Origin of the sequence: uncultured Sulfuricurvum sp., assembly GCF_937936435.1 — a bacterium.
Lineage (GTDB): Bacteria > Campylobacterota > Campylobacteria > Campylobacterales > Sulfurimonadaceae > Sulfuricurvum.
Genome location: NZ_CALDDG010000047.1, coordinates 1 through 14,344 on the forward strand (window position 1 = coordinate 1; position 14,344 = coordinate 14,344).

The window sequence follows — 14,344 nt, forward strand, 5'->3', positions numbered from 1 at the left end:
CCACCGAGATCTACACTCTTTCCCTACACGACGCTCTTCCGATCTTGTTTCGGATCGTGAGCAATATTACGGATTAACGAGCCGTCGATTTTGATATAGTCGACATTGAGTTTGAGAATATTTTCCAGACTGGAGTAACCCGTTCCAAAATCGTCTACGGCAATTTTTGCTCCGAGATGTTTCATCCGTTGTGTAAAGTTTAGCACGGCGTCAAAATTTTCAATCCCTTCCGATTCCAAAATTTCAAAGACGATGTGGTGCGCCGTATCGGTCGAAACAATGGTTTCTTCGATAAAACGGACCGTTGCCGAATCCAAAATATCGCGGATAGAGAGGTTGATTGAAAATTCTTCGCTCCGATTTTTGAACGTTTCGCACGCTTGTGCAATCACCGTTTTGGTAATTTGCGGATACAGGCGGGTCCGTTGAGCCGTTTTCAAAAAATCGAGAGGAGGGATGATATTAGCCTTTTCGTCGATCATCCGGACCAGTGTCTCATATTTTTCGATCCGTCCGGTTTGCATAGAGATGATCGGCTGATAATAGCAAATAATTCGACCGGCATTCAGTGCTTTGTGGATAGTCGACGTGAGTGCGATGTTGGCTTGATATTGCTCTTCTACCATATTATGGCTGTTATAAAATGCGAAATGGCGGCTATTCTCTTTTGCCTGATGCAAAGCGATATCCGCGTGGGCAAGCGAAAGATTGGGACCTGCATCGATACCGATCGTTACATTGAGTGAAACGCTCTCTTCCGCAACGTTGAACGGATGATCGATCAGGCGATGTATCAGGTGCATGCATAAGGTTTCGAGTTCTTGATCGGTTTGTTTGGTTTCAATCAAAAGGGCAAATTCGTCTCCGCTTAAGCGATAGGGATTGAGCCCGAGCGTTTCGAGCCAATGCCCCATTTGCCGCAGCAGATCGTCTCCGATTTTAATGCCGAAAAAATCATTGATCTCTCTAAAATTGTGCATATTCAAGATAATCAATGCGCTGTATGGGGTACGATCCATATCGTATTGAAGACGATGACGGTTGGGAAGACCCGTCAAAACGTCTTTGAAACTTTGAGAGATCAACTCTTTCGTTTTCTCTTCGACCTTGGTCTCTAAAATTTCATTCACTTCACGCAGTTCATCGGTTGCGTATTCGACCTCTTCACGTAAAAGATCGGCGGTTTGGCGGAGCCTGTTACGGTACATGAGTAAAAACGGCAAAGCTCCGATAAACATGACCAGCGACATGGCGATCGACTTAAAAGCAGCGGCATTGGAGAGCTTTTGAATCGACCCGACTTCGATGTCGGCACCGACGATATAGCGTTTTCCGGAAGGTGTCGTATGCGGGACGAAAACACTTCGAAACTTACCCCATTGATCGGCTCTCTCTTTCATATCCCAAACGATTTTGTTCGTTTTTAAAGCACGTTCCATTTCTGTATTCGGAGTATAGACATCAAAAAAACGGGTGAGATTCTTCCCCGTAGAGAGTTCGCTGTTCCGGGCACTGCTGGAGGTAAAACGAAGGTTTCCCTGCGGATCTAAAACCAATGTATAGATATATTCTACCCCTTCTGCATGGGCGAGAGCCGTAAGGGTCTTGATCGTATCGGCATCTTCGATTTCGCTCGGAGGTGATGCGAGTACCTTTTCATGATAGCGGTCTCCGACGATCAATGAGGCTGCTTCGACGGAGCGTTCCAGTGAATTATTGATGGTTTGGTTGATCTGCTTTTGTTCACGGTCGAAATAGAGATAACCCAGAACTATGAGTGTCGCGAGAAAAAAGAAAAAAGCTAAAAAAAACTTTTTTGCATCAAGCTGCATTCCTGCTCCTAATAAGTTAAACGTGGCGGTAGGGAGAAGTGTATCATAGATTCATCAAAAAAAACATTGTCACACGCATTAATTCCCATTTTCAAGCTGTAGTCTCAAATGTGGTACAATCTCGTCCATATTCAGCCAAAAAAGCAGATAAATGAAAAAAATTTTAATCGTGAGTGACGGTGCGATCGGGAAACACTATATCGAACGTGTGATCGGCACTTACACCAGTGAAAATCTTTATTATGTCGTTCATACTGAAGAGAACCGCTTTGAGGGGTATAATCCCGCACGATATAAATTTTTTCAATTCGATCCGACCAGTTTTTACAAAATTTCCAATCTGCTGAAAATGGATTTCTGGCAGGTCGTATTGGTGATGGAAAATCAGATCGATCTTGATCAAACGATCAAAAATATCCGGATGTATAAGCCCTCTATCCGCATCATTGCATTGGATATTTGGAATTCCGTGAGTCCCGAAGACGACATTGAATGGGTCAATATGCAAGAATTAATTGCGGCGAATCTGATCGATTATTTGCCGAATATTCCCGTTTTGGCCAAAAATATCGGTTTGGGATCGGGAGAGATCATGGAGGTTTTGGTTCCGTTCGGCAGTTCCTTCGTATATCGCCATATCGGTTCGATTGAGCAGAAAAACTGGAAAATCGCCGCCATCTATCGCAATCGGCAGCTCATTATCCCTTCGGATAATAAGATGATACAGCCTAATGACACCTTGGTTTTAGTGGGTGAGCCCTCGGTACTTCGTTCTATCTACCGTGCGATCAAACGTGAGCTCGGACAATTCCCCGCACCGTTCGGTAGCCGGTTGTATCTTTATATCGATATGGCGATTGAAAAACCTTCATCGATTATGGGGCTTGTCCGTCGCAGTATCAATATCCAAAAAAAGCTTCGCCAGCCGTTGATCATCAAGGTAATCAATCCCGGAAATATCGATGCTTTGCGGATGATAAAAGCTTCGGCGGAAGGGAATGTGACGATTGATATCTGTTACGATATTGAGCCCGATGAGGGGATTATTCTTTCTGATATCAAAAAATACTATATCGGACTGTTTTTGGTTTCACACAAAGCATTTTGCTCCAAAGCGATACGCAAAAAACTGTATGCGGGAAACGTTCCGGTACTCAAATTGGCGGATCGTTCATTTTCATCCATTAAAGAAAGTGTCGTCATCCTCAGTGAAGAAGGGCATATTGAAAATATTTCAACAACTATTTTTGACGTTTCTTCACAATTTGGGTTTAACCTCGAGTTGATCAATTATGTCCACGAAGAGGGGAACCACAAGCAAAAAGCGATCGAACATTTTAATAATCTCTCCGCTATTTTTTCGAAGTCGATTCATGTCTCCGAACAAGAGGTCAATCCGATTCGAAAATTGCGGGAGAGGGAAAATTTTCTCCATATTTTACCGTTCACCGACAAAATGTTTATGGGTCCTTTAGACGTATTTTTCTCTACCGATCCTGAGGTTGTATATCGCGAACTTTCCCGATTCCATCAGCTTTTTATCCCGACGCAGATATAGTCTGCTGAACGTTTTCACAGATTTTTAAGTCACATTCTTGTATCATATACCCCATTACGTACCAATTCAGAACTATCAGGCTTTTTCATGACTATTTCGATCAATCTAAAACGTATTATCGACGATTCTTATCCCATCCATATCGGGCCGTTGCCGGAGATAAAGGTTGAGGGAAAGGTCGCTGTTTTGACAAACCCGAAGATTGCCGGGCTGCATTTGAAAACCCTGCTTTCGCGATTGAGTGCCAAAGAAGTGTACATCATCACGGTTCCGGACGGCGAACAGTACAAAACCCTTCAGACAATCGAATCGGTTTTGGATCGTATGTTCGATCACAGACTGAACCGAAAATCGCAGTTGATCGCTTTTGGTGGAGGAATCATCGGTGATATGGGCGGTTTTGCGGCCAGCTTGTATAACAGAGGGATCGATTTCATCCAAATTCCGACGACGCTACTCAGTCAGGTCGATGCAAGCGTCGGAGGGAAAACCGGGGTAAACAACCGTTTCGGCAAAAACTTGATCGGTGCGTTTCATCAACCCCGTGCCGTCTATATCGATCCTTCGTTTCTTCATACGCTCCCTTCACGCGAATTCGGCGCAGGGGTGGCGGAAATCGTTAAGATGGCGGTGACATTCAACGCATCGTTTTTTGAGTGGCTGGAAAACAACGATCTTCGGGAAGGTGAGAACCTTCAAATCGCGATCCAAAAAGCGGTTGAAACCAAAGCCGGAGTCGTAGAACAGGACGAAAAAGAGCAGGGGCTGCGCGCTGCGCTCAATTATGGGCATACGTTTGGACATGTTATCGAAAACGAAACAGAGTACACAACTTACTTGCACGGTGAAAGTGTTGCCATCGGTATGGTTATGGCGAATGAACTTGCCTGTGAAGTTGGGTTGATGAGTGCAAACGATGCTCTGCGTGTTCAAAAAGTGTTGGAACGGTACGATCTTCCTCTGAGTTATCCCATCGAAGATGTAGAGAGCTTTTATCAGGCATTTTTTCTGGACAAAAAAAGTGCCGACAGCGCTATTACGTTTATCCTGCCGCGTGGAATCGGTGGGGTAGAGATTACCGACACGGTCGATGCGCAGACGGTGAAAAAAGTGTTGTCGAAATTTGATCGGAGAAATGCGTGAAATTTTACGCCGTACTGCTTGCATTTGTTCTTGCCGTCTCTTTGCACGGCGCACCGAAACCGGAAGATACCCCTCAGGAACAGACGGATGCGCGTGAAAGCGAATTGCGAAGTGTTCAAGAAGAACTCTCTAAAATTCAAAAAGAGCTTGCCCGCGATAATAGTATCTGGATCAAAAGTTATAACTCCTACATGGCATATCAGGAAGCGCGTAAAAGTCTCCGTGACGTCAAATCGCGTATCGATCAGTTGCAAAATCATGCACCGAGTATCGAGCGAAAGCTTGAGACCGAAGCGTTACAGGCAAAAGAAAAAATATTAACCGATCAGGTTGAATTGCTCAAAGCCCAAGGGACTTCCCCGTTTGTCTCATTGCTCAAACCCGACGAAGCGGGAGAACTTCCCGTTATCACCAACCCCTTTGAGATCGTCACCGGACTTTCATACATCAAACGGCTTAACAATCAATACAAAGACTACGTTCTGCGCGAAGAAGAACTTCAAGAACTTATCTCACTCTTAGAACGTCAAGTCGCCCTTTACAAAGACATTATCCGGCTCAATCCGAATACCGACTATGAAGTAGAACTCGAAGCCACGCTGCTACAGGTTGAGAAATTCAAACTCGCCCTCGATACGTTGATCTCTACAGCCGACGTATATGAAAAACGGATCGAATCGACCGAGGCAAAAATCAACAAAGAGATCAAAGATCAGATTTACAAGCTTTCGAACCTCTTGTTCATTGTTATTGCATTGTTTGTTATCGCATTTTTGTTCAAACGGGTCATTAAACGCTATATTACCGATAACGAGCGGTTTTATACGGCGAATAAAATCGTAACCTTTATCAATGTGACGTTGATTATTCTAATTGTTTTGTTCAGCTATATCGATAACGTCGGTTATCTTGCCACGGTATTGGGATTCGCATCTGCCGGTCTTGCAATCGCAATGCGCGACTGGTTTATGAGTATTTTAGGCTGGCTGGTTATCGTTGTCGGAGGAGCGATTCATGTCGGAGACCGTTTGCGGATCGAAAAAGACGGGATGATCTATCTGGGAGATGTTTTGGATATTTCTTTGCAACGTATTACCCTTTTGGAAGACGTCACGTTGACGACCGTGGAGAGAAACCGACGGGGCGGGCGGATCATCTTTGTACCGAATAACTACATTTTTACCTCGATGATCGCCAACTATACGCACGGTTCGCTCAAAACGGTGTGGGACGGTATCGATATCATGATTACGTTTGATTCGAATCATAAAAAAGCGGCTCATCTCACCAAAGAGATATGTCGAAAATACTCGAAAGGTTACACCGACATCACCCGAAAACAGCTTAACAAATTGCGTGATCGCTACAGCTTGAAGAATACGAACGTCGAACCGCGTATTTTTACCTTTATTGAGCCGAACGGAATTAAAGTGAGTAGTTGGTACTTGACCAATGCCTATGCGACATTGACGCTGCGCAGTACGATATCAGCTGAGATAGTCGATGCGTTCAATGCCGAAGAAGATATCACGATCGCCTATCCGACTCAAACGCTATATACCGGGCGGATTCCTCAGAAAATGCCTCCTCCGATGGAAGAGATATGAAGCCGAAAGTCTATTTCAAAACCTTCGGATGCCGTACTAACGTTTTCGATTCGCAGGTGATGATGAGTGCGTTGCACGATTATGAAGTGACCGAAAGCGAAGCCGATGCGGATATCGTGATCGTCAACTCCTGTACCGTGACCAACGGAGCCGATGTCAGCGTACGAGGCTACATCAACCAGATCGAAAAACAATCCAAAAAAGTCTTTTTAACCGGATGCGGTGCCCATACGAAAGGGGAAAGTCTCTTCAGTACAGGGAAAGTGCAGGGTGTCTTCGGCCAGTCGGAGAAGATGAAAGTCAACACCCTTTTAGGGAACGTGGAGCGTTTTTATCAGATCGGCGATTTGGATTATATCGATGATGCCATCGTCGATGAATTTGTCGGAAAATCACGTGCATTTATCAAAATCCAGGAAGGATGCAATTTTCGCTGCAGCTACTGCATCATCCCCTATGTTCGGGGAGACGCACGCAGTATGGATGAAGCAAAAATACTCGAACAGGTCTCCCGTCTGGCCTCCAACGGTTTCGGGGAGTTCGTCCTTACCGGTACCAATGTCGGAAGCTACGGGCAAGGGGAAGGGCGGAACATTGCGGCTTTGATGCAAAAAATGGCATTGATCCGCGGAGTACGCCGTATCCGGGTGGGATCGCTCGAACCTATCCAGATCAACGATGCCTTTCGTGAAATCCTCGATGAACCGTGGTTGGAACGTCATCTTCATATCGCGATTCAACACAGCTCGGATGCCATGCTTCGGATTATGAACCGCCGCAACCGTATTGCAAACGATATGGAACTTTTCGGTATGCTCCATGCAAAAGGGTTTGCCTTGGGGACCGATTTTATCGTCGGTCATCCGGGGGAGACGGATACATTATGGGATGAAGCGATGCAAAATCTTCGTCAGCTTCATTTGACCCATATCCACCCCTTTACCTATTCCAAACGCGATGGAACACCGAGCGCGACGATGAAACCGGAAGTCAACGGCAATGTTTCGGCGCAACGGATGGCGGAATTAAACGCTTTGATCGATGCAAACAACCGTAGATTTCGAGAGGAACATCGGGTAGCATTGGAAGTTCTGGTCGAATCGGGTGAAAACGGTCTGTATACGGGATATGATCAATTTTACAATAAAGTCCTGATCGAACATACGGAAGATCTATGCGGTGATTGGATCACACTTGAGCACTATGAGGTACACAATGAATATACCATGGCGAAATTTTAACCGTAATCAGCTCATTCTCCTTGCATCGGGGGTGATTGTACTCCTATTGCTTCTGTATGCCCTATTGCGTGACAGTACGCAGACGGTTACGCTGGAACAGGCGTCTCAACTGATTGATACGAATAAAGTCGAAAAAGCGTTTGTGGACAACGGCTATACCTATCTTTCGACGAAAGAAGAAGGGGTTGTTAAAATCGCTTCGTCACAGCTCTCTCCGGAATTGACGGCACATTTGGCAATCGAGGCAAAAAGCAGTTCGGGATGGGGATGGTTTTTCCTCTTTTTCATCATCATCGGCGGTGCCGGGTATTGGGCATGGAAGAGCAAACTCGGGTTTGAAGACGATCTTCCACCTGAAGCCCCCGCCGTGAAAGTGCAGGCAGAAACGGAAGCTCCTTCGACGACGATCAATGCGGTGAAATCTACGGTTCGATTCAGCGATATCGGCGGTATCGGGGATGTCAAAGAGGAACTCGAAGAGATCATCGATTTTCTGCGCAATCCGAAACGCTACTACAGTTTCGGGGCGCGTATGCCGCGCGGCGTATTGCTTGTAGGACCTCCGGGGGTGGGTAAAACGATGATCGCCAAAGCAGTAGCCGCCGAAGCGGATGTACCGTTTTTTTACCAAAGCGGCGCATCGTTCGTTCAAATTTACGTCGGTATGGGGGCCAAACGGGTCAGCGAACTTTTTTCGGCTGCCAAAAAAAATGCCCCGGCGATCATTTTTATCGATGAGATCGATGCGGTCGGCAAAAAACGGGGTGGTGAACGCAATGATGAACGGGAAGGGACTCTCAATCAGCTCCTGACCGAGATGGACGGTTTTGAAGATACCAGCGGAATCGTTGTCATTGCCGCAACCAATAACATCGATGTGATGGACAGCGCATTGTTACGCGCGGGGCGGTTCGACCGCCGTATTTTCGTAGAACTTCCGACCGCGAGCGAACGCGAAGCGATCTTGCAGAAATATCTTCGTCAAATTCCCTCAGACCTTTCTATAAGCGATGTGGCAAAAATGACGGTCGGGTTTAACGGTGCGGCGTTGGCGGCACTTGTGAACGAAGCGGCTTTACTGTGTTTGCGCCAAAACGAGATTCAAGTGCGTTTAGAGCACTTTTTGGCGGTAAAAGACAAGGTAATGTTTGGCAAAAAGAAAATTACGATGCTCACCGATGAACAACGCCGTTATCAGGTGCGTTATCAGGCAGGAAAAGTATTTGCGGCGACATGGTTCGATCTGCCGTATGAAAAAATCTCTCTGAGTAACGATTCGATCACCCCTCCGACGGCCGAGCCTCAGCTTCGTCACGAGATCGAAGCCCATATTCGCGTCCATCTGGCGGGTATCGCCTCTTCGCATCTGCGATTCGGAGAACATGCCAGTAACGCTTCGCACGATTTAGTCGTGGCAAAAGAGTTGGTTCATGCCATGGTGTATGAATATGGAATGGGCAATTCGATTCAGCCTTCGGTGGATGATGAAGCTAAAATAACCGATCGCCTTTATAACGAGATAAACGGATTACTGGAGAGACACGAGAAAATCGTGACAAAATTCGAAGCGATTTTAGATGAGTATGAGCAAATCTCGAAATCTCTCGCGAAGGCGACGATGAATGAAGTTTTATAGCGGTTTCGCTCTGCTGAATGATCTGCATTTTTTCGACGAGTTTTTAAAGCAAAGCGACTATACCATAGCGGGATTCAGCTACGGTGCGATAAAAGCGGCGCGGTATGCCGCCGAATCGCGAGAACGAATCGATACGCTTCAACTCTTTTCACCCGCTTTTTTTCAGACAAAGAAAGAGTCTTTCAAACGACTTCAGATCGGGGGCTATACTAAAGATCCCGAAGGGTACATCCAAAAATTTTTGGAAGGGTGTTTTGCTCCATGTGTTGTGCAGGCAATCTCTACGGGGGGAGATACGTTAGATCAGCTTAATGAATTGCTCTCTTTTGTATGGACGGATACCTTGATGGAGACGATCCGATCCAAAGGGATTCGTATCGAGGTGTATCTGGGGCTGGAAGACCGCATTATTGACGTCGAAGGATCACGAACGTTTTTCATCCCCCATGCGACTGTCACATCGATCAAAAAAGCCAACCATTTTTTACAGGAGTGTTTATGAAACCTATCAAAATCGGAGTAATCACCGCATCAGATCGTGCGAGTGCGGGAATTTATGAGGATATATCCGGTGTTGCGATCCAGGATACGATGAAAGCGTATCTGAAATCGGAGCATGAGATTGTCTATCGCTGCATACCCGACGAGCAAGGGATGATCGAATCAACAATGATAGAACTGTGCGATCAGGAAGGGTGTTGTCTTGTCGTTACGACGGGGGGAACGGGCCCCGCGAAGCGCGACGTGACCCCTGAAGCGACCGAAAACGTCTGCGAGAAGATGATGCCGGGCTTCGGTGAGTTGATGCGTCAAGTGAGTCTCAAATACGTTCCGACGGCGATCCTTTCGCGTCAGACTGCGGGGATTCGGGGAAATAGCCTGATTATCAATCTGCCGGGCAAACCCAAATCGATTCGTGAATGTCTGGATGCCGTATTCCCTGCGGTACCGTATTGTATCGATCTGATCGAGGGGCCGTATCTGGAGTGTAACGAAGAGGTTATCAAAGCGTTTCGACCGAAACAATAAGGTCTATTATGGCAAGGGTCATCTTCTATATACTTTTTGTCGCAACCACCCTATTTGCGCAATCCAGTGTCTGGAAAGTCAGTGACGCCCACCACACACTGTTTTTGGGCGGAACAATCCATGTCCTTCGAGGCTCCGATTACCCTTTGCCTGAAGAGTTCGATAAGGCATATGCACAATCGGACTTTGTGGTGTTCGAGACGGATATAGCCCTTTCTCAAAGCCGAACGTTTGGAATGATGTTGGCTAAAAAGATGCTTTTACCGCCGGAGCAGACATTATCTCAGTTCCTTACTCCCCAAACCTATCGTAAATTGAGCGATTATCTCGCTTCTGAGGGGTATTCTAATGCCCTTTATGAGTATATGCAGCCGTGGGCACTGATGATGACACTGACCCAAACAACGCTTGGGAAGATGGGAATCGACCAAAACGGCGTAGATATTTTTTATGCACAGCGTGCACTCAAGGATCACAAACCGCAAAAATATCTGGAGTCGGTTGAAGAACAGCTCGCGATCATTTCCGAAATCGGAAAAGGGGAAGAGGATGTTTTGGTGGAACAGACCCTCCGCGACATGCGGGAATTGAATGAGACCATGGCGTGGATGGTGAGGGATTGGAGAGAGGGGAAAACCAAACGGCTGGAAGATGAAATGGTGAATCAGATGCTGGAAGAATCTCCGAAGATGTACCGGTTGATCTTAAAAGATCGTAATGATGCATGGATGCCGAAATTACGTTCGATGATGGATGAGGGGAAAATTGGGTTCGTCCTTGTGGGAACGATGCATTTGCTGGGATCCGATGGACTGTTGGAACGGTTTCGGAAGATGGGGTACCGCATCGAGCCGCTTTAGTAGGGTTATACTGGATCATTTTCCTCTTTTTCGCTCTTCTTTGCCTCCCAGATAAACCGTTTATAGCGGAGTCTGCTCGGGAGATTTCTCACTTTATTGATGTCTTTCATATTTATGCTGATCGGTGTGTGCTGGATGTCGCTCCCCTCTCCGATCGTAATATTGTCCGCCTTTTTCAAGGCGATTTTTTGAGACTGGAAGACGCTTCGGTGTCCGGTGATCAGAAAAGCGATGACCACGCTTAGTGCGGCATAGTTAGCCATATGGACACCGAAAAGTTCGACGGCCATGATGATGGAGGCGATAGGGGCATTGGTCGTCCCCGCGAGGACGCTGACAAAGCCGAGTGCGGCGAACAGAGCGATATGATCTCCGATAAAATGGCCGAAAGCGACGCCGCTGGTAGCCCCGACATAAAAGATCGGGGTAATGACCCCTCCGCTCCCTCCTGCACCCAGTGTGATAGAGGTAAAGAGGGTTTTGAGAATAAAATCGTACCAATGGACGTTTTCGGAGAGGAGCGCTTTAGGATCAAGGCAGTTGGTGATCGTAGTGAGCCCGAGCCCCAGATATTTTTCGGATACGAGCAGCGATACGGCAATCATGATCAAGCCGGCAACGAAAGCTTTCAAATAGCGGTTGTAGGGGATAGAACGTATCCAGGTTTCGATCTGATTGACCGTCGTGATGAAAGCGTCCGATACCATTCCGAAAAAGATACCGGCAACGATGACTTGGGAGATGAGGGTCAAATCCAGATGGAACGAACGGTAAAAATTGATATCGTAATACGCGTATTCGATTCCAAAAAACTGAGCCGTCGTAAAAGCGGCAAAACCTGCGATGAAAGAGGGGAGAAGGACATCGTACATAATGACACCGATGATCAAGACCTCGATTCCGAAAATGGCACCGGCAATCGGTGTGCCGAATACCGAGGCAAATCCGGCACTGATTCCGCAGATCACCAGTTTTTTACGATCCTGTTTGGAAAATTTTAACAAAGTCGCCACAAACGATGCCGCACCTGCTCCTATCTGCGCCCCTGGGCCTTCTTTTCCGACAGATCCTCCTGAAAAAATGGTCAAAACGGTGGCAATCAGTTTGATCGGGACTACTTTTACATTGATATAACCGTCTTGTTTATGAATGGCCTCGATCACCTTCTCGGTGCCGTGCCCGGTAGCGTTTCGCTCAAAAGTCCGGACGATCCAGACCGTTAGCATTAGAGCGAAGGGGAGGGTAAAGTAAAAAGCAAAGGGGAGAAGGCCTCGTGCGTCTTGTGCGGCGTGAAGTGTTTTGATAAAAATAGACATCAAAAAACCGATCATAATACCGGTTGCGGAGGAGAGAATCAACCATTTGGAAACACTGAAAAAGATGACGGTCTGTTCGGTAATATGTTTTTTCACAAATTAGTCTTTAAGGGGAAGGGGTTTTTTGATTATAGCCCACTAGGGTAAATTGACAGACACGAGTTCAAAAAAAATGAGTTCGATTAAAATGAAAGAGAAAGACGAAGAAACCTGCTTTTCTCCAGAAAGGAGAAAAAGTGATTTAAGAGACGAAATTGACTTTGGTAACGTGGTGGTTAAGACCAAGTTCGGCAGGAGTGCACCCAAGTGCCAGACCGACCATTTGCTGCATATGCAGGACAGGGAGTGAGACTTCACGACCGATAGCAACAGAAGCATGATGCGTTTGGGTATCGAGTTTAAGGTGACAGAGAGGGCACGGAGTGACCATCCAGTCCGCATTGGCATCCATTGCACCGGCTACGGCGTTACCGGTTAGGATCGCAGCGGTACGAGGTGCCTGAAGCTCTGCATGAAAACCGCAGCATTTGTTTTTCTCGGCGTAATCGACATTGACACCGCCGCAGGCAATGATAAGATCATCGAGAGAGGTAGGTGAATAGGCATTTTCAGGACTTTTATGCGTTTCGTTTTGAAGCTCTGAAGGGCGGATATTGTGACATCCGTAGAAAGGGGCAATATTGAATTGGCTCAACGGTGTCACTACCATCTCTTTGATTTTATCCAAACCGAAATCATCGATAATAGCATATAAGAAATGAGTGATTTGCGAAGTGCCTTTGTACTCCAAACCGACTTCTGCGAGTTTTGCGTTTACTTGCGCTTTTAACTCTGCATTGTGATCAAGACGGTGTTTGGTCATAGCCGTGTTGAGCTGACACGTATTACAGATGGTAACCATCGTCAATCCGTGTTTTTCGGCATATGCGATGTTACGTGCATTTAAAACCAAAGATAAAAAGTCATCATAATCTTGTAGGTGTGAAGCACCGCAGCATGACGCTTCGGTGAGTTCTACCAGCTCGATGCCCAATTTTTTTGCAACGGCCAAAGTCGACATCATCTGCTCGGGCGTACTCTCTTTTGCGGTACAGCCGGTAAAAAGTGCATATTTTAATTTTTCCATTGGGTACTCCCTAAAACTTTACTGTTGATGAAGATTTGATTAGTTTCTTGATCTCATCTAATTTATCGGCTTTCGGCATATTCCATGGCAATACGATTTTACCTTTGGCAAACATTTTAAGAGCGACAGGGACATGTTTGAGCACACCGATATTCCCCTCGGAATATCGTACGAGCTCACCTTCATCGAGAAGGCCATGTTTTTCGATCGAATGTGCGAATCCGACGGCATGGCGTGTTGCCACATTGTTTTTTGCGATACCCGCTTCAAATACCATATTATGCAGTTTGGTGATCTTTTCGATAGGATTGACCTCTTTCGGACAAACCTCCGCACACTCCATACATTTGACACAGTCCCAAACACCTTGAGCCTCTTGATTGACGACATGCAGACGTTCTAATGCAGCATCGTCGCGTACGTCGGCAGCAAAACGGTATGCTGCGGCAAAGGCTGCCGGACCGAAGAACTCTTCATTCACTTCAAGGGCAGGGCATGAGTAATGACAGGCACCGCATTGGATGCAGTAATCGGCTTCGAGAAGTTTCTCGGCATTGTGCGGGCTTACGAGGTGCTCTTGTGCCGGGTGTTCTTCGATATCGCTGACGAGATACGGTTTGACTGCCGTATGTTTATCCCAGAAATCTTTTTTGTCAATGATAAGGTCTTTAATCACCCGTTTGGTACTAAGCGGCTCAATCGTGATTTCGTTTCCGAATGTTTCTACCAGATCAAACAAACGGGTTTTACATGCCAATATCCCTTTTCCGTTCGCTTTGATGGCACAAACGCCGCAGATACCGTGGCGGCAGCTCCGGCGGTAAGAAAGGCTTCCGTCATGATCCCATTTGATGCGGTTGAGGATGTCGAGGACAACCTCTTCATGTGTTACATCAAGAGTGTAGGTATTATAGTAAGGAAGGTAATCGGTCTCTTCGTTGAAACGAAAAACTTTAAACGTAATTTGTTGCGATTTTATCGTATCCATAGTCTCTT

At 46.4% G+C, this 14,344-nt stretch carries 11 protein-coding genes; 8 read left to right on the plus strand and 3 right to left on the minus strand.

The features are described 5' to 3' along the window. Window positions 1-1,983: 1,983 nt before the first annotated feature. The 8 genes from Q0389_RS05630 to Q0389_RS05665 all read left to right on the plus strand — a co-directional run bounded on the left by Q0389_RS05630 (window position 1,984) and on the right by Q0389_RS05665 (window position 10,906). Entirely contained in the window at window positions 1,984-3,390 is a 1,407-nt protein-coding gene (locus Q0389_RS05630; protein WP_298692540.1) for a TrkA C-terminal domain-containing protein, read from the plus strand. Between the two features lie 87 nt (window positions 3,391-3,477). Then, window positions 3,478-4,533 (plus strand): 3-dehydroquinate synthase, encoded by a 1,056-nt coding sequence (aroB, locus tag Q0389_RS05635; protein ID WP_298692542.1) that lies wholly within the window; start codon window positions 3,478-3,480, stop codon window positions 4,531-4,533. Then, window positions 4,530-6,140, plus strand: coding sequence for a mechanosensitive ion channel domain-containing protein (locus Q0389_RS05640; RefSeq protein ID WP_298692544.1), 1,611 nt, complete (start codon window positions 4,530-4,532; stop codon window positions 6,138-6,140). The genes aroB and Q0389_RS05640 overlap by 4 nt, the downstream gene beginning before the upstream one ends. Next, entirely contained in the window at window positions 6,137-7,381 is a 1,245-nt protein-coding gene (gene mtaB, locus Q0389_RS05645; protein WP_298692545.1) for a tRNA (N(6)-L-threonylcarbamoyladenosine(37)-C(2))-methylthiotransferase MtaB, read from the plus strand. Before Q0389_RS05640 ends, mtaB begins: the two co-directional genes overlap by 4 nt. Next, window positions 7,356-9,017: an AAA family ATPase gene (locus Q0389_RS05650; protein ID WP_298692548.1), complete on the plus strand. Its 1,662-nt coding sequence runs from the start codon at window positions 7,356-7,358 to the stop codon at window positions 9,015-9,017. The genes mtaB and Q0389_RS05650 overlap by 26 nt, the downstream gene beginning before the upstream one ends. Further along, a complete protein-coding gene (gene bioV, locus Q0389_RS05655; RefSeq protein ID WP_298692550.1) occupies window positions 9,004-9,519 on the plus strand; it encodes a pimelyl-ACP methyl ester esterase BioV in 516 nt (171 codons plus the stop codon). The genes Q0389_RS05650 and bioV overlap by 14 nt, the downstream gene beginning before the upstream one ends. Continuing rightward, window positions 9,516-10,046 carry a molybdopterin adenylyltransferase gene (mog, locus tag Q0389_RS05660; RefSeq protein ID WP_298692553.1) on the plus strand — a complete coding sequence of 177 codons (531 nt, stop codon included), beginning with the start codon at window positions 9,516-9,518 and terminating at the stop codon, window positions 10,044-10,046. Before bioV ends, mog begins: the two co-directional genes overlap by 4 nt. An 8-nt stretch (window positions 10,047-10,054) precedes the next feature. Next, window positions 10,055-10,906, plus strand: a complete 852-nt coding sequence (locus Q0389_RS05665) for a TraB/GumN family protein (RefSeq protein ID WP_298692555.1) — start codon at window positions 10,055-10,057, stop codon at window positions 10,904-10,906. 5 nt (window positions 10,907-10,911) lie between these two features. Here the strand turns inward: Q0389_RS05665 and Q0389_RS05670 are convergent, their stop codons facing one another. From Q0389_RS05670 to sdhB, 3 genes are all read right to left on the minus strand, one after another. Beyond that, on the minus strand, window positions 10,912-12,318 hold the full coding sequence (locus tag Q0389_RS05670; protein WP_298692557.1) for a chloride channel protein: 1,407 nt from the start codon (window positions 12,316-12,318) through the stop codon (window positions 10,912-10,914). Window positions 12,319-12,463: 145 nt separating this feature from the next. Beyond that, a complete protein-coding gene (locus Q0389_RS05675; protein WP_298692559.1) occupies window positions 12,464-13,348 on the minus strand; it encodes a CoB--CoM heterodisulfide reductase iron-sulfur subunit B family protein in 885 nt (294 codons plus the stop codon). Window positions 13,349-13,358: 10 nt separating this feature from the next. After that, on the minus strand, window positions 13,359-14,336 hold the full coding sequence (gene sdhB, locus Q0389_RS05680; protein WP_298692561.1) for a succinate dehydrogenase/fumarate reductase iron-sulfur subunit: 978 nt from the start codon (window positions 14,334-14,336) through the stop codon (window positions 13,359-13,361). Window positions 14,337-14,344: the final 8 nt, after the last annotated feature.